This window comes from Aminobacter sp. Y103A (assembly GCF_030294925.1).
Taxonomy (GTDB): domain Bacteria; phylum Pseudomonadota; class Alphaproteobacteria; order Rhizobiales; family Rhizobiaceae; genus Aminobacter; species Aminobacter ciceronei.
In genome coordinates, this window is sequence record NZ_AP017986.1 from 5,040,683 (window position 1) to 5,062,656 (window position 21,974).

Sequence of the window (21,974 nt, forward strand, 5' to 3'; positions counted from 1 at the left end):
ATCAGGTGCCAGTGCCTAATTGATTCGTGGTGGGACACCAGATGCTCGCAACCTACCGGCCGATCCTGTCGTTGCTCCGCGGCACAGCCTTCCTGCTCGCAGCATCGGGCCTGCATGGCCTGCTTTTGCCCCTGCGCGGCCAGGAAGAAGGTTTTTCCACCACCGCACTTGGCCTGATGGGCACCGCCTGGGCCGGTGGTTTTGTTGCCGGCTGCTATTTTGCCCCGCGTGTCGTCCGCCGCGCCGGCCATGTCCGCGCCTTCGGCACCTTCGCCGCATCGGCCGCCATCATCGCGCTGCTGACCGGCCTGATCGTCAACGAATATGTCTGGATCGCGCTGCGCGCCTTTACCGGCTTCGCCATGGCCGGCGCCTTCATGGTCATCGAAAGCTGGCTCAACGAGCGCGCCACCAACGAGAACCGCGGCACCGTCTTCGGCCTCTACATGATGGTCACCTACGCCTCGATCATGGCTGGCCAGATGATGGTCGCCGGCGGTGACGTCACCAGCGCCTCGCTGTTCATGGTGACAGGCATCCTGTTTTGCCTGTCGCTGATCCCGACTGCGGTTTCGAGTGCCGCCCACCCCAAGCCGCTGCAGGACGTCTCGCTCGACATCAAGGGCCTCTACGCAAACTCCCCGGTCGCCTCGGTGGCCTGCTTCCTCATCGGCGTCGCCAATGGCGACTGGGGCACGCTTGGCGCGGTCTATGGCGCGCGCGTCGGCATCTCGACGCCCGAAATCGCGCTGATGATGAGCCTCGTGGTCGTCGCCGGTGCCGCACTGCAGATCCCGATCGGCAAGGTCTCCGATCGCACCGACCGCCGCTATGTGCTGATCGGCGCCTCGCTCGCTTCGGCGGTCGCCGCCGTGCTGATCTTCCTGGTGGCGCCGCGCTCAGGCGCCTTCGTCATCGCCATGACCGCCTGCTACGGCGCCTTCGCCTACACGCTTTATTCGCTGGCGGTGGCACATGCCAACGACCACGCCAAGCCTGAGGATTTCGTCAAGGTTTCGGGCGGGCTGCTGCTGCTCTACGGCTTCGGCACCATGGTCGGGCCGCTGCTTGGCGCCGGCCTGATGGATTACATGCGGCCGGAAGCGCTTTTCCTCGCGACAGCTGCCGCGCATTTCATGCTCGCCGGCTACACCGCGCTGCGCATCAAGCGGCGTGCGCCGGTGCCGATCGAGGATCGCGAGGCCTTCAAGACTCAGCCGGCCGACCGCAGCGCGACGCCGGAATCGCTGCGCCTCGACCCCAGGCACGAGGACGCCGCCTGACAGCAAGGTGGTGCGACGAGACGCCAGTACGGCGATTGCGACCGGTAGTTGAGATTTCGACGATGTTGCGGCACAAATGAGCCATGACAACTGACGCGCCCTTCCTCGCCATATCGGATGCCAACCGGCGCCATCTGCTGGAAGAATTGCGGCGTGGCCCCAAGACCGTCAGCGAACTTGCCGCCGGCCTGCCGGTTTCACGCCCGGCGGTGTCACAACACCTCAAGGTCTTGCTCGACGCCGGCCTTGTCAGCGCCCGCGCCGAAGGCACGCGCCGGGTCTATGCGGTCAGCGTTGCCGGCTTCCGCAAGCTCAACATCTGGCTGGACCAGTTCTGGGACGCCTGAAGCTTTGTCCGGTGCCGCCTCGGAGGCGGTCATGCCCAGGAAGATGGATGCGCCATTCCTATGCCGGGCAATAACGCGACGTGCCAATGATGTGGCTGATCACGGCAATGGCCTGGCGGCAGCGCCGGCTCAACCACCGATACGCACGAGCATCCCGCTGCGGATGCGCTGTTCCGGTCATGCGATGATTTGGCTGATAAAGATCACCCTGATCCGGCGGCGATGTTGCTTCGCCGCCGGCTGTCGGGCCCTTGCCGAAAATCAGGGCCTTGCTGGAGACCTCGTGCCTGAGCCTAGTGCTGCGTCGGGTCACCTTTCAGCTTTTCAATCTCGTCCTTGAGAGCCAGCTTGCGACGCTTCAGCGCTACGATTTGCAGGTCGTCCATGGATGGATGATTCATTGCTTCGCCGAGCTGGCGCTCGACGTCACCATGTTTGCGCTGGAGTTCTTCAAGATGGGAAGCAAGAGACATGATTGGTTCTCCCTTTCATGGTTTCCTCGATGCTCCGGGCACAGCCCTGCCCACCGCAGACAGTGCTCTGTGACGGAACCATGACAGTCTGCCATCCCCCGTCGGCGATGTCGAATAAAGTGTGGTAGCATTTCCTGACAGCGTGAAATGTGATAAGGGCTTCGCGCCGGTGACAAGGAGTCGCCGACCCCGCCTTAGGAGCGCCCCGGGTGCGCCAGTGAGTTTGCAGACGGTAGACATGTCGGAACAGGAACAAGCCGAGATTCGTCTCGAGTTTGCACGCTTGAAGCAGGACCATGCGGATTTTGATGCCGCAATCAACGCGATGATCGCGATGGGCTGCGATACGTTGCAGATCCAGCGGATGAAGAAGAAGAAGCTGGTCCTCAAGGACAAGATCAGCCAGATCGAAGACCGCATCATCCCCGACATCATCGCCTGAGAAACCGCCATTTTCGGACGGCCTTTGGTTGCGATGGCAGCGCATTTCGGTTAAGCGCAGGCTTATCAAGCAGGGGTGCCGCGCGTGAGCAAAGACAGGGTCGACGTCGCCATCATCATGGGGAGCCAGTCTGACTGGGCGACCATGCGCCATGCCGCCGAATTGCTCGAAGTGCTTGGCATCGCCTTTGAGGCACGCATCGTCTCGGCCCACCGCACACCCGACCGTCTTTACGACTTCGCCAAGGGCGCCAAGGCAGCAGGCTTCCGCGTCATCATCGCTGGCGCCGGCGGTGCGGCCCATCTTCCCGGCATGACTGCAGCCATGACCTCTCTGCCGGTGTTCGGCGTGCCGGTCGAATCGAAGGCCTTGTCGGGCCAGGATTCGCTGCTTTCCATCGTCCAGATGCCGGCCGGCATCCCCGTCGGCACGCTTGCCATCGGCAAGGCCGGTGCCGCCAACGCGGCACTGCTTGCCGCGGCCGTGCTTGCCCTGTCCGACGACGCGCTCGCCGCAAGGCTCGACGAATGGCGCGCTGCCCAGACCGCACGGGTCGCCGAACAGCCGACGGACGACGCGTGAGCGCGCCCCTTCCCCTCGGCGCCACCATCGGCATCATCGGCGGCGGCCAGCTCGGCCGCATGCTGGCCATGGCAGCGGCTCGCCTCGGCTACCGGACGATCGTTCTGGAGCCCCAGGCCGACTGCCCGGCAGCCCAGGTCGTCAATCGCCAGATCGTCGCCGCCTATGACGACCCCGCCGCTCTCGACGAACTGGCGCGCGCAAGTGCTGTCGTCACCTATGAATTCGAAAACGTGCCGGTTGTCGCTGCCGAACGGCTGGGCCGCACGATCGCCGTCCACCCGCCAGCACGCGCCCTCGAGGTTGCCCAGGACCGGCTCGTCGAAAAGACATTCCTGAACGGGATCGGGATATCCACAGCCGGCTTCCGGCCTGTGGACAACGATGCCGAGCTGGCGGAGGCGCTGAAGGCCTTCGACGGCAGCGGCGTGCTGAAGACCTGCCGCATGGGTTATGACGGCAAGGGCCAGATGGTCTTCCGCAACGTGACGACAGGCGGCTTCGACGGCGCCTGCGCCTCGCTCGGCAATGTGCCGCTGGTGCTCGAATCCTTCGTCGCCTTCGAACGCGAAATCTCGATCATCGCGGCGCGCGGCACCGATGGCAGCATCGCCGTCTTCGACCCGGCCGAGAACGTGCACCGCAACGGCATTCTGGCGACCTCGACGCTGCCGGCCACGATCGGCAGCGAAACTGCCATGGCAGCACGCGACGCGGCACGCAAGATTCTCACGGCACTCGATTATGTCGGCGTCATCGGCGTCGAGTTCTTTGTCCTTGCCGACGGCTCGCTGCTGGTCAACGAGATGGCGCCGCGGGTGCACAATTCAGGCCATTGGACCGAGGCGGCCTGCGTGGTCTCGCAGTTCGAGCAGCACATCCGCGCCGTCGCCGGCCTGCCGCTCGGCGACGCCAACCGCCACTCCGACTGCGTCATGGAAAACCTGATCGGCGACGATATCGACAAGGTCCCGGCGCTGCTCGGCGAGCCGGATGTCGCCGTGCATCTCTACGGCAAGGCCGAGGCCCGCCCCGGCCGCAAGATGGGCCATTTCACCCGGCTGTTGCCGCGCCGCTGACGGGCGCCAACGGCAAGGGTCAATTGCAGCGTGGAATCAGACGACTGACGTCACCAACGAGCCAAAGAAGCCGATGATGCGCGTTATGCGCTTCTGGTCGGCATCGATAAAGGCGATGTCGAGGCCCTCGGGCGGCGATGTCCCGTCCGGCATCACGAATTTCCAGGCGAAGCGCGCCACGCCATGATGAATGTCCACGTTGCTGGTGCGCAGAATCCGGGCTCCGGGGTGCCTGGCCTGTATTCCCTCGATATGCGCGAGCAGTTCCTCCGCACCCTCGGCATGGACTGTAGGATCCGTGTAGGTTGCACCGTCGCTCCAGAGCGGCAGCAGCAACGCCCGCCGCTGCTCGGCGCTCTCGCTGGACCAGGCGGCGCAATAGGTGTCGACGAGAAGCGTGAAAGACATTCTTCTCTCATATGACCTGTCAGGCGGAAGCTGGACGGCGACGCGGCCAGCTTCCTCGTTGCAGCCGCCCTTATGCGGCCTTGCCCATGAACTGCGACAGCGCCGCGAAATCTCCATGCAACTGGCCGGCTGCAATCGCCCGCTGGAAGAGAAAGCCGTAACCGTCAACCACGGCGCGGTCGATGCCACGCGCATCCATGAGTTCCAGGAGGTGCTGGAACGCACTGTGATGGATGGAAATCGACGAAAGGGTCTCCTCGTCGCTGGCAAAACGGCCGGCATCGGTACGCTTGATGAGATCAGTGACGAGCCCCGCGACAACGGGCGCTGTCGCCGTCCACTGCCGGCCCAGTTCGCCCAGATCGATGTCTTCGGCCTGGCTCACGGCGATGGCGTTGAGCGCTCCGAACAATGCACCCCACATCAGGGCCAGCAAAGCGCTATCAAGCGCATTGGCACGTCCAGGGTCTTGTCCGACATGCTGGACATTACCGCCCAACGCGCGAAAGACGGCCTCGTTGTCCCGAAAGGCCTGTCCCTGCCCCGAGACCAGGATGGTGCCCGCATCGGTGCCGATGAAGTCAGGCGTTGCCATGATCGCACCATCGAGATAGCTGGCGCCGTGCCTGCCACACCACTCGGCGGCATCGCGCGCACCCTGTGGCGTTCCCGACGTCAGGTCGACGATCAGCTTGCCGCGGACGGCGGAAGCGACTGCATCGTCGCGCAGGATGCCTGCAGTCGCCTTGTAGTCGCTGACATTCACGATGATGACTTCAGCTGAAGTCACGGCCTCAAGTGCTGAAGATGCGACGGTTGCACCGAGCAAGGCGAGCGGTTCGGCCTTGTCTTTTGTACGATTCCAGACCGTCATGCGATGATCTGATGCAAGCAGGGCGCGGGCAAGTGCCGAGCCCATGCGTCCGGTTCCCAAAACGGCGATTGAACGCTTCATTCCAACTCTCCATATCAACTGGCGGCGCCACGACGCGACGTCTGTCGCGACGTCGTGGAGGTATGGTGAGATGGGCGGCACACAATACGAACCCGGGCGTAAGTGGTCACCTGGCGGTAAGGAGAGCAGCATGGACAAGACGGCGGACAATGGCTTTGTAGCGGCTGTCAGGATGACCGAAGGCAAATGGAAGATAGACATTCTTTGCCAGCTCGGAACGGCATCACGCCGATTCGGCCGGTTGAGGCAGTCGATTCCCGGGATCAGCGAAAAGATGCTGGCGCAGCAATTGCGCGAACTGGAGGCCGATGGGCTCGTCGACCGGAAGGTCTATTCGGAATTGCCGGCAAAGGTTGTCTACTCGCTCACCGAACGCGGCGCAGCCCTCAACGCGGCAGCAGAATCACTATGCCGCTGGGGCGCGCAGTTCGGCCTTCCCTGCGATATCAAGAACAAAGCAGAATACGCCTGAGACGAGACCTCTGCCGCGGACTGCCGGCCTACTGGCCCGGTACTGGACAGCTCAGGTCGCCTTCCTCGCATTTGAGGTAGCTGTCGAGTTGCGTCACACGCGCGTCGGTCAGTCCCTGCAGGCAGCCGGAATGGATCATCGGCTGGACCGATCCGCCTTCGACGCCGGAGGAGGCGAACTTGCATTCAGCATCGCGGAAGGCGATCCAGGCGCGCTGCGAATCCTGCAACAGCTTGCGCGCGCCGGCGTTGTCGGACAGGCGCTTCATGATGTCACCATAGGCGACATTCAGCTTGGCGTCAGAGGCCGCGTAGTCTTGGGCCGCACAGATGTTCATGCCCATCTGGGTCTGGTCGTTGGGGTCGCACTCCTCGGCCGACGCCACCGATGCCACCATCACGCTGGCCATTGAGATCAAGAGAATCGAAGGCCGCATCTGCCTCTCCGTTGTCTGACGAGCGGGAGGATTCCAGCGAGGCTGTCCACTGGCAAGGCCCCGTCCCGGCACGGCCACGACCATTGCCGGCAAAAAAGCCAATCAATCCGCCATGCTGTGCCCTGTCGCGGTTGACTGGCCAAGACTCCTCGTCTAAGAGCCACTCACACAAATTGGGCGCGCACTTTGGGCGTGCTTTTGGTTTCGGCCCGGAAGATGGGCCCCATCTGACGGGTTAGTGACATGAAGATCAAGAATTCGCTCAAGGCGCTCAAGGGCCGCCACCGTGACTGCCAGCTGGTTCGTCGCAAGGGCCGCATCTACATCATCAACAAGACTGCGCCGCGCTACAAGGCCCGCCAGGGCTGATGCTCGCCCGGCCGCCTGCGGCCGGCGCATCACGGCAATTTCAGTTTGACGTTCCCATGCGGGGGTCTAGAATTTCCGCATGCGGAGCGTTTTTGCCTTTCTTGTCCTGACCATCGCGGCAACGCCGCTGCCGCTCCAGGCGTTTGCCCAGACGAGCGGCGATACCGTTGTCGCCAAGGCCGACACCGAGCTCGATTCGCTGTTTTCCGACCTCAAGCGTGAGCGCAACGAAAAGGCCGCCGAACGCCTCGCCAACCGGATCTGGGAAGCCTGGTACAGGTCTGGCAGCGCTTCCGTCGACCTCATGATGCTGTGGGCGCAGCAGGCGCTGGAAGCCAAGAAGTTCGACGTTGCCCTCGATTTCCTCGACCAGGTCGTGACCCTGCAGCCCCAATATGCCGAAGGCTGGAACCGCCGCGCCACCGTGCATTTCATGATGGGCAACTTCCGCAAGTCGATGACCGACATCGAACGCACGCTGGAGCTCGAGCCGCGCCATTTCGGCGCCCTCTCCGGCATGGCCCAGATCATGGGTGCCACCAACCACAACGAGCTGGCACTGCAGGCCTGGCAGCGCGTTCTGGTGATCTACCCGATGCTGCGAAATGCCCAAAACGAGGTTTCGCGGCTGGAGGAAGAGCTTGCGGGCGAAGGGATTTGAGAGGGGGAGTAAGGCAATAGGGCAGTAAGGGAGCAGGTGAGGGTCGCCGATTGATGCCCCATTCCCCCTGCTCCCTTACTGCCCTATTCTCCTACTCCCCTACTTCGCTACTCCCCTCCAACGAGCCGCATGAACATCCTCACCTTTGTCCTGGTCCTGCTCGTTGCGATCGTGCTTGCGCTTGCCGGCTTTACCGGCGTGGCCTCATGGCTGATCGAGCGCCGCAATCCGCCGGTGGGCAGCTTTATCAACATAGCGGGCGCCAACATCCATTACGTCCATGTACCGGCGCCTGTTGGCGCGGAGCTGCCGCCGCTGGTCTTCATCCACGGCGCATCCGCCAACCTGAAGGACCAGATGCTGCCGCTCAGGCCACAATTCGAAGGCCGCGCCGAGATGCTGTTTTTCGACCGGCCCGGCCATGGCTGGTCCGAACGCGGGCCCGGCAGCAACGAGACGCAGGAAGGGCAGGCCGCGACCATCGCTACCCTGATGGACAGGCTCGGTGTCAAGGACGCCATCATTATCGGCCATTCGTTCGGCGGCTCGATCGCGGCGACCTTCGCCCTGGAGCGCCCTGAGAAGACGCGCGGGCTGCTGTTCCTGTCGGCGGCAACACATCCTTGGCCGGGCGGCGACACCTCCTGGTACTACAGCCTGAGCGCCAGGCCGGTGGTCGGGCGGCTGTTCGCCGCGATGGTTGCCAATCCGGCCGGGCTGATGCGCATCGATGCGGCCACGAACTGCGTCTTCTCGCCCAACGAGGCGCCCGATTTCTATGTCGACGAAGCCTCCATCAAGCTGGTGCTGCGGCCGCAGCCGTTTCGCGCCAATGCGATTGATGTCGAGGGCTTGTACCGGCACGCGCTGAAGACGGCGCCTCGCTATCCCGAAATCAAGGCGCCGACTGTGGTGCTGTCGGGCGACGCAGACACAGTCGTCTACGAGGAGATCCATTCGATCGGCCTTGCCCGCGACATTCCTGATGCCGAGCTGGTCTGGGTCAGGAACCTCGGCCACAAACCCGACTGGGTGGCACCTGATCTGGTCGCGGCAGCGGTTGAAAGGCTCGCCGGCCAACCACGTGACCTGCAGGCGATGGCGCGGCAGGTCGAGGCCCGCATTGCCGGCGACGCGTTCGGGACGGACATGTGCGTGAACGAGAAGGCGCCAAATTAAGGGAGTAGGGGAATAGGGGAGTAAGGGAACATCGAGAACGAGGAGGACGGCTTGAGCCGCCTATTCCCCTGCTTTCTTACTCCCCTATTCCCACAAATTACCTGCTGCCTTTGCCTTCCGGCCCGACATAGGCGATGCGCAGCATGTTGGTCGAGCCAGGGGTACGGAGCGGCACGCCGGCAGTGATGATGAGGCGATCGCCGCCAGCGGCAAAGCCTTCGTTGAAGGCGACGTTGCAGGCGCGGTCGACCATGTCGTCGAGATCCACCGCATCCGGCGAGACGACGCAATGCGTGCCCCAGAGCAGCGACAGGCGGCGCGCGGTGGCGAGGATCGGCGACAGCGCGATGACAGGCACCTGCGGCCGTTCACGCGCCGCGCGCAGCCCGGTGGTGCCCGAGGCGGTGTAGGTGACGATTGCCGACAATTTCAGCGTCTCGGCAATTTCGCGCGCCGCAAGTGAGATGGCGTCGGCGCCGGTCGCTTCCGGCTGCGAACGCTGGGCGTTGATGATGCCGGGATAGGTCGGATCCTTTTCGACCTGCTGGGCGATCCGGTCCATGGTCGCGACCGACTCGACCGGGTACTGGCCGGCAGCCGACTCGGCCGACAACATGACGGCGTCGGCGCCTTCGAACACCGCCGTTGCGACGTCGGAAACTTCAGCACGGGTCGGCACCGGGGCCGTGATCATCGATTCCAGCATCTGGGTGGCGACGACCACAGGCTTGCCGGCACGGCGAGCCGCGCGGGTGATCTGTTTCTGGATGCCGGGCACGGATTCGATCGGCATCTCGACGCCGAGATCGCCACGGGCGACCATCAAGGCATCGGACAGCTCGATGATTTCGGCCAGACGGGCAACCGCCTGCGGCTTCTCGATCTTGGAGAGCAGGAGCGCGCGCCCTTGGGCAATCTTGCGCGCCTCGGCGAGGTCCTCGGGACGCTGGATGAAGGACAGCGCGACCCAGTCGACGCCGGTTTCGAGCACCGCGTCGAGGTCCTTGCGGTCCTTTTCAGTCAACGCGCCGACCGGCAGGTCGGTGTCGGGCAGGCTGACGCCCTTCTTGTCGGAAATCTTGGTGCCGGCAACGACCGTGCAGACGATCGACTTGCCGTCGGTCTTGGTTGCCCTGAGCTCCAGCTTGCCGTCATCGATGAGCAGACGGTGGCCGGTCTGGACCGACTTGAGGATTTCAGGATGCGGCAGGTGGACACGGCTCGACGTGCCGAGGTCGGGGTTGTCGTCGAGGGTAAAGGTCTGGCCGACTGATAGCTCTTCCTTGCCATTGGCGAACTTGCCGACGCGGAGCTTGGGTCCCTGCAGGTCGGCGAGGATGCCGATGGGCCGGCCAACCGCCTCTTCGACCGAACGGATACGGCCAACAAGCGTGCGCATCGAATCGTGGTCGGTATGGCTCATATTGATGCGGAAGACATCGGCGCCCGCATCGAAGAGCTTGCGGATCATGACCTCGTCGGAAGAGGCCGGACCGAGTGTGGCGAGTATCTTGACCTTGCGGCTACGTCTCATTGACCGTTCGTTCCCGAGGCGGCCGCATTGCCGCCCGTTGCGGGCTCGTCGGTGAGCTGGACCATCCAGTTCGCCTGCTCGCCCGTGTCGTATTCCTGGAAGCCGGCACGCTGGAAACCGCGCGCTACGCAGTCGGTGACCCCGGCAACCTTGAACTCTTTTTCAGCCACGCACATGTTGATGGGGCCGTCCCAGCGTCCGCCCCGCTCGGCATCTTCTGCATAGAGATAATAAAACCTCGATGACAGCGGGCCTTCGATCAGCGTCTTGCAGGTCTGCCCTTCGATGTGCCACCAGCCTTCGGTGATCCACCCCGCCTTGGCGCGATAGCCGATGCCGACGCCGACGAGGCTCTGCGTCGCGTTGCAGACCCTGAAATCGGCACGCGCAGGCGTCGCGGCAACGGAGGCAAACAGGGGAACCGCCAGGAAAAGGAAAAGCAATGCGAAGGCTGAGCGTACGCGCGGCCCCCCGGCAAGTTCCATCCCCAAGCCCCTCTTCGACGTATTTTTCATGTTCTGGTGCCCTTTTCGGCAATGTGCAAGCGCATGTCAACGCATGGCACGGCGCTTATCCAATCGATTTAGATGCGCTCGGCCGCCGTGATTTGCCGCCCCATCTGGCATATTCGAAAAAAGGTTGGCAAAACAACGGCGTTAGCACATATCCCCACAGCTGCAACGGCGTCAAAACCTACACCGAAGCCGTGCCGAAGGACAATTTGCCTCCGATGACGCGAAACACTCTCTTTGCCCCGTTCGAAATCATCGACGGCGACCGCGCCCAGGGGCTGGTGCTTTTGTGCGACCATGCCCGGCGCGACCTGCCGCAGGAATATGGTGATCTCGGCCTGCCGCCCGAGGAGTTCGAGCGCCACATCGCCTATGACATCGGCGCCGAACAGGTAACCCGCAAGCTGGCGGCGATGATCGGCGCGCCGGCGGTGATGGCCAATTTTTCGCGCCTTCTGATCGACCCCAATCGCGGCGAGGACGACCCGACCCTGATCCGCCAACTCTATGACGGCTCGGTCATCCCGGGCAATTATCCAATGTCCGGGGAAGAGCGCGAGCGCCGGCTCGACACTTTCTACCGACCCTATCATGACGCTGTCGGCGCCATGATCGCCTCGGTGCACCGGGAGACCGGTACGGCACCCTTCATCCTGTCGGTGCATTCCTTCACGCCTGTCATGCAGGGCCGTATCCGGCCATGGCATGCCGGCGTGCTGTGGGACATGGACCATCGTGCCGCCTGGCCGCTGATCGAGATGCTGGCCGAGGACATCGGCTTGGTCGTCGGCGACAACGAGCCCTATGATGGGGCGCTACGCGGCGACACCATGTACAAGCACTGCATCGTCAACGGCTTTGCCCATGCGCTGATCGAAATCAGGCAGGACCTGATCGGCGACGACGCCGGAGCCGGAGCCTGGGCAAATCGGCTGGCGCCGATCGTTGACGCGATCAACCGCCGTGCCGACATACACGAAGTCAGACAATTCGGCTCGCGCACCGGGCCGCTGTGAAGGAGGTTACCATGGCCGAACTCAGTGAGGCGCAGCAGCGCGAATTCGAGGCGGCTGCCTTTCGCCGCCTGCTCGAACATTTGCGCGAGCGCTCCGACGTGCAGAACATCGACATGATGAATCTCGCCGGTTTCTGCCGCAATTGCCTGTCCAACTGGTATCGCGACGCAGCCGCCGGCGCCGGCGTCGAGTTGTCCAAGGAGGCATCGCGCGAGATCGTCTACGGCATGCCTTATGCCGAGTGGCAGGCCAAGTATCAGCGCGACGCCAGCGATGCGCAAAAGACCGCATTCGAGGCCAGTCGACCCAAGGATCACTAGGCGATATTACGTCGCGTCGTGTCAGCTGCGCCGCCACGTCCCCTTGACCCTCATGCCGTCATCAGGCATCGAACCGGGCCGAAATGCCCCATGGCGCGCCGAGTCGCGCTGTTCCAATCACAATTGCGGAGTGCCCCATGGCCGACGAAATCACCGATACCAGCCAGACCGTTGCCGCCGGCCAGTTGCGCGCCTTTATCGAGCGCATCGAGCGGCTTGAAGAAGAAAAGAAGACCATCTCCGACGACATCAAGGACGTCTACGCCGAGGCCAAGGGCACCGGCTTCGACACCAAGGCGCTGCGCACCCTGATCCGCCTGCGCAAGCAGGACCAGGCCGAGCGCGACGAGGCGGAAGCAATCCTCGACCTCTACAAAGCCGCTCTCGGCATGAGCTGAGGCCAATATGGCTGCGGCGCATCCAAGCGACCCCGCCGCAGCCATCGTGGCAAGCAATCTACGCCACGTTCCGGGACTGCAGCGGCGCAGCCATAGTGGCTTTCCCCACGCCAAACGCGTCCGCGAAGTTCAAGACCTGATTGACCATCAGCGCGATCTGGTCTCCACAATCACAGTCCGGCAGAGACGAATTGGCAATGACGCCCAACGGCGTCGGCCAACCGCGCAGGGCGTGCACGATCGAGCGCAGATGCTGCAGCGTTGAGCCGCCAGCCTGCCAGCCGGCGGCTGCGGCGATCAGCCCAACGGGCCGCCCTTCGAGATACGGCCTGATATCGCCGCGCAACTCCTCGACGTAATCCAGCGCATTCTTGACCATGCCCGACACCGAGCCGTGATAGCCCGGTGATGCAACGACGACGCCGTCCGCGCGGCGCAGGGCTTCGACGAACGCCAGCTCGGCCGCGCCGGGCGTGACAGTGCCATAGATCGGAAACACCAGCCCTTCGCCGCTGAAGGCCAGCGTATCGGCACCTGCCGCCTGCGCCGCTGCCAGCGCCCGGTGCAGCAGCTGCTCCGAAGACGAGCCGTTGCGTGTCGTTCCGCCGATCCCGACGATTAGGGGTCTCGCAGCCATTCTGTCCTCCCGAGGCATCTCTGTTTCGGCCTTCAGGAGACAGACAACGGCATTTAGCGGCAAATGACCTTTTCGGACGAGGCGATCTGGTTTCGGCATCGGCACAATCGGTACGACCAAACATTTGCGCGTGGTGCCCAGATGACCGGCAGTGCGGACGAGCCAAAGGCTCAGACCCCGAACGACAGCCTCAGCTTCGGCCGGCTCGGCATACGCCGGGCCCAGCTCCTGAAGAACCTGCAGCACTTCGTCGTCGCCGCCGAACTCGGCAGCTTCCACAAGGCGGCCGATAGGCTGGCGATCGTGCAGTCGGCGCTGTCGCGGCGCATCGGCGATCTGGAGGCGCAGCTCGGCGGCAGGCTGTTCGAACGCGAGCCAACCGGCGTGCGGCTGACCTTGGCCGGCGCAGCGCTGCTGGAAGACGCATCGCGCATCCTGCGCGAGGTCGACCTCGCCATCCGCCGCTTCGACCTCATCGACAGCGGCCAGGTGTCGCTGCTGCGCGTCGGCTTCAATGGTGCTGCGATGATGTTTGCGCCGGTCCCCGACGGTCTGCAGGCGTTCCGCAGCACCAATCCGACGGTCGAACTCCGACTGACGCCAATGCTGTCCGAGCAGGCATTCCAAGCGCTGGCGGCGGGAACAATCGACCTCGGCCTGGCCTATGATCTCGGCTACCCGCACAGCCTGAAGTCGCGACAGCTTGTGCTGGACGACCTGGCGCTCGCTTTGCCCGAGCATCATCCGCTCGCCTCACGGCCAAAGCTTGTGGTCGAAGACCTCGAGGGTGCCGACTTCATCGGCATGGACCTCGCCCAGTCTGGCCTGATGGCGGAGAAGGTCGCGCTGGCCCTGCACTCACGCGGCGTCGCCATCCGCGTGTTGATGGAGACCGGCAGCACCGAGGCAACGCTGAGCCTGGTCGCCGCGGGGCTCGGCATCGCCTTCGTCAACCGCTCGCAGGCAGGGCGGCATCCGCCGAATGTCATCATTCGTGACGTCGCCGGATTTTCGGTGCCGCTGCCGCTGAAGCTGTTCTGGCGCGAGGAGATCGAGACGCCGGTGCTGCTGCGTTTTGCCGAGACACTGGCGGCGCAGTTCGGGACCGCGGCAGGTGTGGCCTGATTTCGAGATCGCCTCGTCGAAAACGGTCATTTGATCCAGTCTCTCGCCTCCGGGAAGTTGTGCCACAAACGCAAGTGGAGAACACCGCCGCATGACCCGGGAAATCAGGCTCAACGCGCTCGACCAGTGCAATCCGAGCTTCCTCGCCTTCGGCCTGTGGAGCCATCCGCGCGACAAGGCCCTCGACTTCACCAGCATCGACTATTGGGCCGACTATGCCCGCCTGCTGGAACGAGGCTTGTTCGACGCGCTGTTCCTGGCCGACGCGCTTGGCGTGCCCGACACCTACAAGCAGAGTTTCGCATCGGCTTTCCGCAGCGGCGCGCTGGCGCCGAGCCTCGATCCCGCGGTGATCGTACCGGCCATGGCGCTGGTGACCAAAAACCTCGGCTTCGCCATCACCGGCAGCGCCTCCTACGAGACGCCCTATCTGTTTGCCCGGCGCATGACGACCCTGGACCACATGACACGCGGACGCATCGGCTGGAACATCGTCACCTCCTTCCTGCGCAGCGGCGCACTCGCCATGGGCCGCGACGAACTGGCCGAGCACGACGCGCGCTACGACGCCGCCGACGAATTCATGGAAGTGATGTACGGGCTGTGGGAAGGCTCGTGGGCCGACGATGCGCTGAAGCGCGACAAGGCGAGCAGCATCTATGCCGATCCGGCATTGATCTCCGAGCTCGATCACGACGGCCCGCATCACAGAATCCGGGCGGTGAGTGCTGCCGAACCCTCGCCGCAGCGCACGCCGATGCTGTTCCAGGCGGGTGGCTCGCCGCGCGGCCGCCACTTTGCAGCAACCCATGCCGAGGGCATCTTCATCAACGGGCCGAAGCTGGACCTTGTGGCGCCGCAGGTGACCGACATGCGCAAGCGCGCCGCTGCGCTCGGCCGCGATCCCAGGAGTCTGAAATTCTTCGCCGGCGCCACCATCATCGTCGACGAAACCGAAGCGCTCGCCCGCGCCCGCTATGAGGACTACAAGCGCCACACCAGCGTCGAAGGCATGCTGAGCCAGTTGTCGGCAGCACTCGGCATCGACCTGTCTAAATATCCGTTGGACGAGCCGATTCGCTACGAAAAGACGGACGCGGCGCATTCGCAGCTGGAGATCCTGACGCGCAAGGGCAGTTGGACGGTGCGCCAGGCAGCCGAAAGCATGGTGGTCAGTGGCCGCAATCTTTTGGTGGTCGGCACCCCCGGACAAGTCGTCGACGAACTCGCCAGATGGGTCGAGCACGCCGATGTCGACGGCTTCAACATCGCCCGCATCCTGGCGCACGAGACGATGGAAAACTTCATCGGCATGGTGGTTCCCGAACTGCAGCGGCGCGGCATGTTCAAGACCGAATACGCAAAAGGCACCCTGCGCGAAAAGGTGACGGGCGCGGGTCCGCGCACGGCCCACGATCATCCAGCTTCAACGCATCGCAGATAGGATATTGGCCATGAGACGATTTTCGATGTCGTATCTGACGGCCCCAGTCGTCTCGCCGCTCGAGTCGATCCGCATCGCGTCTGACGTTGGCTACGATCATCTGGGGTTGCGCATCCATCCGACAGCGGCGGCCGACGCGCCATCGCCCTTGCTCGGCAACAAGGCGCTGGCCGCCGAGTGCAGGCGGCGGCTCGACAATAGCGGGCTGACGGTGACGGAGGTCGAAAGCTGGATGATCCGCCGAGGCTTCGACCTGTCGCACAGTGCCGGCGCCATGGAGGCTGCAGCGGAACTCGGTTCACCACGCCTGATCGCCGTAGCTGACATGCGCGGCGCGATCGAACAGGCCGAGATCGAAGATAGGTTCGCAGGTCTCGCCGAAATGGCCTCGGGCTTTGGGCTCGGCGTCGACTTCGAGCCGATTGCCCATCGCGCGGCGGGAACGCTCGACGAGGCGCTGGCGGTGGTAGCGGCGGGTGCACCCCATGGTGCCGGGCTGATCCTCGACATGCTGCATATCGACCGCATGGGCATTTCGCCAGCTGAGCTGGCGATGCTCGACCGTAGCCTGCTGAACAACGTCCATCTGTGCGACGCCCCGCCCAAACCAGCAGATCCTGAAACGATGGTGCGCCATTCGGCCTTCGACCGCGACCTGCCCGGCGAAGGGGCATTGCCGCTCAGGGCCTATCTCGCCGCTCTGCCAACTGACCGGCCACTCAGCATCGAGATCCCGATGCTGCGGCTGGCGAACACGGTTTTGCCGCAGGAGAGGGCGAGGCGCGGCCTGGCCACATCGAAGCGACTGCTTGCAGAGATTGAGGCGGCGGGCTGAGGAACTTGCAGCCGTCGTACGGCGTTCACCTTGTTGTGAAACGAGACTATCGGCGCACTTGTAAACACGGCAGATTTGATGCCCTATTTGTGAGCTAGACTGTCACATCAGCGGCAATGGCGCGGGGTCACCAGCGATGACACAGACCGGGCACTTCCACCCCTCCGACAATCGCCTGGGCGGACAGAGCGGACTTTCCGCATTCTTTTCGCGCCGCTGGAACGGCGACGTGCCGCTCGGCCAGCTGTTCTGGTGGGACATGGTGGTGGTTGGCAGCATCATCAACGTCGCGACGACGATCGTCGCGCTGCTGATCCTGGCCGCAAAAATGTCAGCGCTGCTCGCAGTCGCCGTCCACCTGATCCCGCTGCCCTACAATCTGTTCCTCTATGGCAGCGTACTGAGGACGGCTGACATGGCTGGCACGCCGAATGCCAATGCTGTCAAGCTGAGCGCCACATTGTGGATCATCCTCGCCAGCCTGCTCTGAGCAACACTGGTGCTGCCATCAGACGATCGCGCCGCGGGCAGCACCCGCGGCGTCTCTTGTCAAAAGAGCGAATTAAGCTGCCGGCTCGAAATTCAGCGCCACGCCGTTGATGCAGTAGCGCAGGCCGGTGGGCGGCGGGCCGTCGGGGAAGACGTGACCGAGGTGGCTGCCGCAATTGGCGCAATGCACCTCGGTGCGAACCATGCCGTAGCCGCGATCGACGGTGGTTTCGACCGAACCCTCGACCGGGTCGTTGAAGCTCGGCCAGCCGGTGCCGCTCTCGAATTTGAGCTTGGATTCAAACAGCGGCTGATCGCAGCCGGCACAGGCAAAGGTGCCGGCGCGCTTCTCGTACAAAAGCGCACAGCTGCCGGGCCGCTCGGTGCCGTGGTGGCGCATCACCTGGTATTGCTCGGGCGTCAGCATCGCGCGCCACTCGGCATCGGTACGGGTGACGGGGAAGGTCTTGGCGTCCATTCTGGGTATCTCCCTCGATTGTTCTTCTTGTTCGTGGTCTTCGCACAGATAGTTACGAAAGGTGCCGACTGACAGGGCATCACTTGATGGTGAGCCAAAACGCTCGGGCAACCCGGCCCGCTAGTGCTTGCGCGACAGCTGCCTGGTCGCTCCTTCCAGCCCGGCCAGCGTCAGCGGGTACATGCGGTTGGCGAAGATCTCCGAGATCATCTTGATCGAACTGGTGTAACCCCAGTGCTTTTCCTGTGTCGGATTGAGCCAGACGGCGTTCGGCCACTGGTCGAGCACGCGGCGCAGCCAGATAGCACCCGGCTCCGGGTTCCAGTGCTCGACCGAACCGCCGGCATAAGCGATCTCATAGGGGCTCATCGAGGCGTCGCCGACAAAGATGACTTTGTAGTCGTGGCCATATTTGTGGAGCACGTCGAGCGTCGGGATGACCTCGGCATGGCGGCGGCGGTTGTCTTTCCAGACGCCCTCGTAGAGGCAGTTGTGGAAGTAGAAATATTCGAGCTGGCGGAACTCGACGCGCGCCGCCGAAAACAGCTCTTCCACCACCTTGATGTGGTCGTCCATAGAGCCGCCGACGTCGAAGAACATCAGGAGCTTCACCGCGTTGCGCCGCTCGGGCCTGGTCTTGACGTCGAGATAGCCGTGGTCGGCGGTGGCGTGGATGGTGCCGGGCAGGTCGAGCTCTTCCTCGGCGCCCTCGCGCACCCAGCGGCGCAGGCGCTTCAGCGCCACCTTGATGTTGCGAGTGCCGAGCTCGACGGAGTCGTCGAAATTGCGGAACTCGCGCTTGTCCCACACTTTCACCGCGCGGCGATGGCGGCTCGCCTCCTGGCCGATGCGCACGCCCTCGGGATTGTAGCCATAGGCGCCGAAAGGCGAAGTGCCCGCGGTGCCGATCCATTTCGACCCGCCCTGGTGGCGACCTTTCTGCTCTTCGAGCCGCTGCTTCAACGTCTCCATCAGCTTGTCGAAGCCGCCCAGCGCCTCGACCAGTTTCTTCTCTTCATCGGTCAGCGTCTTCTCGGCAAGCCGGCGCAGCCATTCCTCGGGGATGTTGGCGACGTCGACACTGCCCTCGCCCGCAACGGCCTCGACCCCCTTGAAGTAATGGGAAAAAACCGTGTCGAAACGATCGATATGGCGCTCGTCCTTCACCAGCGCAGCACGGGCGAGGTAGTAGAAACCCTCGACGTCATAGCTGACGAGGTCGGCGTCGAGTGCCTCCAGCAAGGCCAGATATTCACGCAGCGACACCGGAACCTTGGCCGCCTTGAGCTCGAGAAAGAAGGGTATGAACATGGCGGGCACTTTGCTTCGGCGCGCTCGCGCAGGCAAGTCCGCCGATGCCGCAGCCGTGCCGACAATCAGGCGATGGGCGCATTGGCAGCGTTGCAACACCCGAAATCTAATTAAAGTAAAAATCGGATTCAGTCTTTCTTGGTAATTTCCCGTTAGCAATTGCCGTCAGTGGGGAAGCGGGGCGAGTCTGCCTTCGATCCGAGTTTGTTTTGCGTACGGGTACCTATGCGTTTCTCAGCGGCGTCAGCGATCGTTCTCGCCAGCCTGGCCCTTGCCGGCTGCACCTCGAGCTCGGGCCTCGGTAGCCTGATGGAACAGGCGTCGCCATCTCCTGAAACAACGAGTTCGGTGATACGGCCCTCGGCCGACATCGCGCCAATGGTCGCGCAGGCACCAATGCCCCAGCCTGTCATGGCAGCGCCGGTCGAAGTGACCACGTTGACGGCAGCGCCGGTGCAGGTGGCGATGGCAATGCCCACACCGATGCCGCGGGCGCCCATGGAGCCTGCCATCGAACTTGAGGACATGCCCACGCCCGACGCCAAGCCGATTGCGCTGGTGGCGCCGTCCAACCCGATAAAGGCGACGCCGTTCGCGCCGGGCAAGATCTATGGCCGCCGCTTCCGCGACGCCAAGCCGATCAATTTCGGCCGCACGATGTCGCCCAAGAATTTCGCCGTTCACGGCGTCGACGTGTCGCGCTGGCAGGGCGAGATCGACTGGCCCAAGCTGCGCACCCAGGGCGCCAACTTCGCCTACATCAAGGCCACCGACGGCGGCGACCATCTCGACCCGATGTTCCGCAAGAACTGGCGCGCGGCCGAGGCCGCCGGCCTGAGGCGTGGCGCCTATCACTTCTTCTACTGGTGCCGCACCGCCGGCGAACAGGCCGACTGGTTCATCCGCAACGTGCCCAGGGTTCCCGGCGCGCTGCCACCGGTCATCGACGTCGAATATAACGGCGAATCGAGCTGCAAGCGCCGCCACAGCCCCGAAAAGATCCGCGAGAAGATGCAGGTCTTCATGGACAAGCTGGAGCGCCATTACGGCCAGCGTCCGGTCATCTACACCGCGCCCGACTTCTACAAGGACAATCTGCGCGGCCACTTCCAGAACTATCCGTTCTGGCTACGCGCCGTGGCCGAGCCGCCGTCCAAGGTCTATCCCGGCCGCAACTGGGTGTTCTGGCAGTATTCGGGCTCGGGCCTGTCGCATGGTGTCGAGGGCAAGATCGACCTCAACGTCTTCCGCGGCAGCGCAGCCCAGTGGAACCAGTGGCTGGAACGCACCGCGGGCTGATCGCCCGCGGGTCCTGGCCAGTGATTGCCTGTCGCCTCAGAGCAGGTCGTACTCGATGAACCCGGTGCGGCGAGCGACGCGATCGTAGAGCTTGCGCGCCGTGGCGTTGGTCTCGTGGGTCATCCAGTAGACATTGGTAACGCCGAGCTTGCCGGCCTCCTGCTTCACGGCTTCGATCAGGGCGGCGCCGACGCCCTTGCCGCGCGCCTCCGGGTCGGCGAACAAATCCTGCAGGTAGCAATTGTTGGCCTCGGACCAGCCCGAGCGGTGGCAGAGATAGTGCGTCAGGCCGACCGCCTTGCCGTCGACGAGAGCGATCAGCCCCTTGGGCTCGAACTCGCCCTCGGTGAACAGGCGCTTCCAGGCGAGCTTGTAGATGTTTTCAGGCAGGACCGTGTCGTAGAAATCGAGATAAGCGGTCCACAGTCGGCGCCAGTCCTCGTGGTCGGCAAGCTCGAGCGGGCGGATGGTGATGTCGGTCATGAAGCTCTCTCTCTCCTTGGATGCACCAGCGTCCTCAGAAATCTCTGATGGGACAAGGGTCCAGGGCTGCCAAATCGCTGCTCCTGGCTTTCGGGCAACAGTTGGCTGGAAATGACTTCAAATCGACTGGTGCCCTCCAGAGAATCCACAAACCAGGGTCGATACGTATCGACTTCCGCTATTGATCGTCCTTCCGGATCGCAGCCTTGAGACAATACCGAGCAACGCAATGTGCCGGGTTTCGGAAGACGCTGGCCGCATCCAACAACTCTCCCGAAATCACTGCGCATTTTCATGGAAATGCCATTGGCGCCCAGATCGGTCGCTCAAGACGAATTCAATGATTCCCGGCTGCGGTTCGTCGTCAACCCAGCGAATGATCGAGACCTCGACTTCCCTAAGGTCACCGGACGATGCCGCCAAAATTTCACCCCTGCCGTCTCGCCATGAATGCCAGGCGCTCGAACAAATGCACGTCCTGCTCGTTCTTGAGCAGGGCGCCATGCAGCTTGGGCAGCGCGTTCTTGGGGTCGGCGCGCAGGTCTTCCGGTGCGATATCGTCGGCGACCAACAGGCGGATCCAGTCGAGCGCTTCCGAGGTCGACGGCTTCTTCTTGAGGCCGGCAACCTCGCGGATTTCGTAGAACTGGGTCAGTGCGGCGCGCACCAGGTTCTGCTTGATGCCGGGATAATGCACCTCGACGATTTTGTGCAGCGTGTCGACGTCGGGGAAGCGGATGTAGTGGAAGAAGCAGCGGCGCAGGAAGGCGTCGGGCAGCTCCTTCTCGTTGTTCGAGGTGATGATGACGATCGGCCTGACCTTGGCGCTGATCGTCTCGCCGGTCTCGTAGACGAAGAACTCCATGCGATCGAGTTCCTGCAACAGATCGTTGGGGAACTCGATGTCGGCCTTGTCGATCTCGTCGATCAGAAGCACGACCTTTTTGTCGGCGGCAAACGCATCCCACAGCTTGCCGCGCTTGATGTAGTTTTTGATGTCGTTGAAGCGGCCGTCGCCGAGCTGGCTGTCGCGCAGGCGCGAGACGGCATCATATTCGTAGAGACCCTGCTGTGCCTTGGTGGTGGACTTGACGTTCCACTCGATCATTTCAAGGCCGAGGCCGGATGCCACCTGGCGGGCGAGTTCGGTCTTGCCGGTACCCGGCTCGCCCTTGACCAGCAGCGGCCGCTCCAGCGCGATCGCCGCATTGACCGCCACCATCAGATCCTTGTCGGCGACATAAGCCGACGTTCCTTCAAAGCGCATGCGAAACTCCAAATTCGTCGGCGCCGACACTAGGGAGGTGTGGCCGGTGGGGCAAGCGGGACGTCCCGTCGTGATAGGCGTTCGGGGCCGCCGCGGTACAGGAGGCAGAGCTCTCGCTCGAACAGACAACAAAGCGCATG

General features: G+C 63.4%; 28 protein-coding genes. 17 read left to right on the forward strand and 11 right to left on the reverse strand.

Features of this window, described 5'->3' with window-relative positions; translation table 11 throughout:
* The first annotated feature begins 41 nt into the window (after positions 1 to 41).
* The gene (locus Amn_RS24725) at positions 42 to 1,283 is read left to right on the forward strand and encodes an MFS transporter (RefSeq protein ID WP_286292885.1); all 1,242 of its coding nucleotides are present in this window, start codon (positions 42 to 44) and stop codon (positions 1,281 to 1,283) included.
* An 83-nt stretch (positions 1,284 to 1,366) separates the two neighbouring features.
* Entirely contained in the window at positions 1,367 to 1,630 is a 264-nt protein-coding gene (locus tag Amn_RS24730) for an ArsR/SmtB family transcription factor (RefSeq protein ID WP_067957002.1), read from the forward strand.
* A gap of 293 nt (positions 1,631 to 1,923) precedes the next feature.
* On the opposite strand, the gene Amn_RS24735 is transcribed toward Amn_RS24730, so the two are convergent.
* Positions 1,924 to 2,103: a YdcH family protein gene (locus Amn_RS24735; protein WP_067956999.1), complete on the reverse strand. Its 180-nt coding sequence runs from the start codon at positions 2,101 to 2,103 to the stop codon at positions 1,924 to 1,926.
* Positions 2,104 to 2,341: 238 nt separating this feature from the next.
* On the opposite strand from Amn_RS24735, the gene Amn_RS24740 reads away from it, so the two are divergent.
* From Amn_RS24740 to Amn_RS24750, 3 genes are all read left to right on the forward strand, one after another.
* Positions 2,342 to 2,545, forward strand: a complete 204-nt coding sequence (locus tag Amn_RS24740) for a YdcH family protein (protein ID WP_067956996.1) — start codon at positions 2,342 to 2,344, stop codon at positions 2,543 to 2,545.
* Positions 2,546 to 2,662: 117 nt separating this feature from the next.
* Positions 2,663 to 3,127 carry a 5-(carboxyamino)imidazole ribonucleotide mutase gene (purE, locus tag Amn_RS24745; protein WP_210283730.1) on the forward strand — a complete coding sequence of 155 codons (465 nt, stop codon included), beginning with the start codon at positions 2,663 to 2,665 and terminating at the stop codon, positions 3,125 to 3,127.
* 59 nt (positions 3,128 to 3,186) lie between these two features.
* Positions 3,187 to 4,206: a 5-(carboxyamino)imidazole ribonucleotide synthase gene (locus Amn_RS24750; RefSeq protein WP_286298159.1), complete on the forward strand. Its 1,020-nt coding sequence runs from the start codon at positions 3,187 to 3,189 to the stop codon at positions 4,204 to 4,206.
* Between the two features lie 36 nt (positions 4,207 to 4,242).
* Here the strand turns inward: Amn_RS24750 and Amn_RS24755 are convergent, their stop codons facing one another.
* Both Amn_RS24755 and Amn_RS24760 read right to left on the reverse strand, forming a co-directional pair.
* Complete coding sequence (locus Amn_RS24755) at positions 4,243 to 4,614, reverse strand: hypothetical protein (protein WP_286292893.1); 372 nt, start codon at positions 4,612 to 4,614, stop codon at positions 4,243 to 4,245.
* A 70-nt stretch (positions 4,615 to 4,684) separates the two neighbouring features.
* Entirely contained in the window at positions 4,685 to 5,701 is a 1,017-nt protein-coding gene (locus tag Amn_RS24760; protein ID WP_286298162.1) for an NAD(P)-dependent oxidoreductase, read from the reverse strand.
* On the opposite strand from Amn_RS24760, the gene Amn_RS24765 reads away from it, so the two are divergent.
* The gene (locus Amn_RS24765) at positions 5,700 to 6,041 is read left to right on the forward strand and encodes a winged helix-turn-helix transcriptional regulator (protein ID WP_067956986.1); all 342 of its coding nucleotides are present in this window, start codon (positions 5,700 to 5,702) and stop codon (positions 6,039 to 6,041) included. The two genes, Amn_RS24760 and Amn_RS24765, sit on opposite strands and share 2 nt — an antisense overlap.
* Positions 6,042 to 6,069: 28 nt before the next feature.
* Here Amn_RS24765 and Amn_RS24770 read toward each other — a convergent pair whose 3' ends face one another.
* Positions 6,070 to 6,477 carry a lysozyme inhibitor LprI family protein gene (locus Amn_RS24770; protein WP_286292896.1) on the reverse strand — a complete coding sequence of 136 codons (408 nt, stop codon included), beginning with the start codon at positions 6,475 to 6,477 and terminating at the stop codon, positions 6,070 to 6,072.
* A 243-nt stretch (positions 6,478 to 6,720) separates the two neighbouring features.
* On the opposite strand from Amn_RS24770, the gene ykgO reads away from it, so the two are divergent.
* The 3 genes from ykgO (at position 6,721) to Amn_RS24785 (ending at position 8,686) form a co-directional block, all read left to right on the forward strand.
* The gene (gene ykgO, locus Amn_RS24775) at positions 6,721 to 6,846 is read left to right on the forward strand and encodes a type B 50S ribosomal protein L36 (RefSeq protein WP_018429929.1); all 126 of its coding nucleotides are present in this window, start codon (positions 6,721 to 6,723) and stop codon (positions 6,844 to 6,846) included.
* Between the two features lie 79 nt (positions 6,847 to 6,925).
* Positions 6,926 to 7,507 carry a tetratricopeptide repeat protein gene (locus Amn_RS24780; RefSeq protein WP_286292903.1) on the forward strand — a complete coding sequence of 194 codons (582 nt, stop codon included), beginning with the start codon at positions 6,926 to 6,928 and terminating at the stop codon, positions 7,505 to 7,507.
* Positions 7,508 to 7,636: 129 nt separating this feature from the next.
* On the forward strand, positions 7,637 to 8,686 hold the full coding sequence (locus tag Amn_RS24785; RefSeq protein ID WP_286292905.1) for an alpha/beta fold hydrolase: 1,050 nt from the start codon (positions 7,637 to 7,639) through the stop codon (positions 8,684 to 8,686).
* 97 nt (positions 8,687 to 8,783) lie between these two features.
* Here the strand turns inward: Amn_RS24785 and pyk are convergent, their stop codons facing one another.
* Positions 8,784 to 10,220 carry a pyruvate kinase gene (pyk, locus tag Amn_RS24790; RefSeq protein ID WP_286292908.1) on the reverse strand — a complete coding sequence of 479 codons (1,437 nt, stop codon included), beginning with the start codon at positions 10,218 to 10,220 and terminating at the stop codon, positions 8,784 to 8,786.
* A complete protein-coding gene (locus Amn_RS24795) occupies positions 10,217 to 10,705 on the reverse strand; it encodes a DUF1036 domain-containing protein (protein ID WP_067956963.1) in 489 nt (162 codons plus the stop codon). The genes pyk and Amn_RS24795 overlap by 4 nt, the downstream gene beginning before the upstream one ends.
* A gap of 245 nt (positions 10,706 to 10,950) precedes the next feature.
* On the opposite strand from Amn_RS24795, the gene Amn_RS24800 reads away from it, so the two are divergent.
* The 3 genes from Amn_RS24800 to Amn_RS24810 all read left to right on the forward strand — a co-directional run bounded on the left by Amn_RS24800 (position 10,951) and on the right by Amn_RS24810 (position 12,466).
* Positions 10,951 to 11,748 (forward strand): N-formylglutamate amidohydrolase, encoded by a 798-nt coding sequence (locus Amn_RS24800; protein ID WP_067966056.1) that lies wholly within the window; start codon positions 10,951 to 10,953, stop codon positions 11,746 to 11,748.
* A gap of 11 nt (positions 11,749 to 11,759) precedes the next feature.
* Positions 11,760 to 12,068 carry a DUF1244 domain-containing protein gene (locus Amn_RS24805; RefSeq protein ID WP_067966058.1) on the forward strand — a complete coding sequence of 103 codons (309 nt, stop codon included), beginning with the start codon at positions 11,760 to 11,762 and terminating at the stop codon, positions 12,066 to 12,068.
* Positions 12,069 to 12,205: 137 nt separating this feature from the next.
* Positions 12,206 to 12,466 (forward strand): DUF2312 domain-containing protein, encoded by a 261-nt coding sequence (locus Amn_RS24810; protein WP_067956960.1) that lies wholly within the window; start codon positions 12,206 to 12,208, stop codon positions 12,464 to 12,466.
* Positions 12,467 to 12,524: 58 nt separating this feature from the next.
* On the opposite strand, the gene Amn_RS24815 is transcribed toward Amn_RS24810, so the two are convergent.
* Complete coding sequence (locus Amn_RS24815; RefSeq protein ID WP_067956958.1) at positions 12,525 to 13,103, reverse strand: NADPH-dependent FMN reductase; 579 nt, start codon at positions 13,101 to 13,103, stop codon at positions 12,525 to 12,527.
* Between the two features lie 141 nt (positions 13,104 to 13,244).
* Between Amn_RS24815 and Amn_RS24820 the strand changes: the two genes are divergently transcribed.
* From Amn_RS24820 to Amn_RS24835, 4 genes are all read left to right on the forward strand, one after another.
* The gene (locus tag Amn_RS24820) at positions 13,245 to 14,228 is read left to right on the forward strand and encodes a LysR family transcriptional regulator (protein ID WP_286292915.1); all 984 of its coding nucleotides are present in this window, start codon (positions 13,245 to 13,247) and stop codon (positions 14,226 to 14,228) included.
* Positions 14,229 to 14,319: 91 nt separating this feature from the next.
* Positions 14,320 to 15,672 (forward strand): LLM class flavin-dependent oxidoreductase, encoded by a 1,353-nt coding sequence (locus Amn_RS24825; RefSeq protein WP_067956951.1) that lies wholly within the window; start codon positions 14,320 to 14,322, stop codon positions 15,670 to 15,672.
* Positions 15,673 to 15,682: 10 nt separating this feature from the next.
* On the forward strand, positions 15,683 to 16,507 hold the full coding sequence (locus tag Amn_RS24830; RefSeq protein ID WP_286292920.1) for a sugar phosphate isomerase/epimerase family protein: 825 nt from the start codon (positions 15,683 to 15,685) through the stop codon (positions 16,505 to 16,507).
* Between the two features lie 136 nt (positions 16,508 to 16,643).
* Entirely contained in the window at positions 16,644 to 16,997 is a 354-nt protein-coding gene (locus tag Amn_RS24835; protein ID WP_286292923.1) for a hypothetical protein, read from the forward strand.
* Positions 16,998 to 17,069: 72 nt separating this feature from the next.
* Here the strand turns inward: Amn_RS24835 and msrB are convergent, their stop codons facing one another.
* On the reverse strand, positions 17,070 to 17,474 hold the full coding sequence (gene msrB / locus Amn_RS24840) for a peptide-methionine (R)-S-oxide reductase MsrB (RefSeq protein ID WP_182573724.1): 405 nt from the start codon (positions 17,472 to 17,474) through the stop codon (positions 17,070 to 17,072).
* A gap of 120 nt (positions 17,475 to 17,594) precedes the next feature.
* Positions 17,595 to 18,785, reverse strand: a complete 1,191-nt coding sequence (locus Amn_RS24845) for a vWA domain-containing protein (protein ID WP_067956942.1) — start codon at positions 18,783 to 18,785, stop codon at positions 17,595 to 17,597.
* Positions 18,786 to 19,010: 225 nt separating this feature from the next.
* On the opposite strand from Amn_RS24845, the gene Amn_RS24850 reads away from it, so the two are divergent.
* Positions 19,011 to 20,084, forward strand: coding sequence for a glycoside hydrolase family 25 protein (locus tag Amn_RS24850; RefSeq protein ID WP_286292927.1), 1,074 nt, complete (start codon positions 19,011 to 19,013; stop codon positions 20,082 to 20,084).
* 36 nt (positions 20,085 to 20,120) lie between these two features.
* On the opposite strand, the gene Amn_RS24855 is transcribed toward Amn_RS24850, so the two are convergent.
* Positions 20,121 to 20,567, reverse strand: coding sequence for a GNAT family N-acetyltransferase (locus Amn_RS24855; protein ID WP_286292929.1), 447 nt, complete (start codon positions 20,565 to 20,567; stop codon positions 20,121 to 20,123).
* A 427-nt stretch (positions 20,568 to 20,994) separates the two neighbouring features.
* Positions 20,995 to 21,834: an AAA family ATPase gene (locus tag Amn_RS24860; protein ID WP_154387228.1), complete on the reverse strand. Its 840-nt coding sequence runs from the start codon at positions 21,832 to 21,834 to the stop codon at positions 20,995 to 20,997.
* Between the last annotated feature and the right edge of the window lie 140 nt (positions 21,835 to 21,974).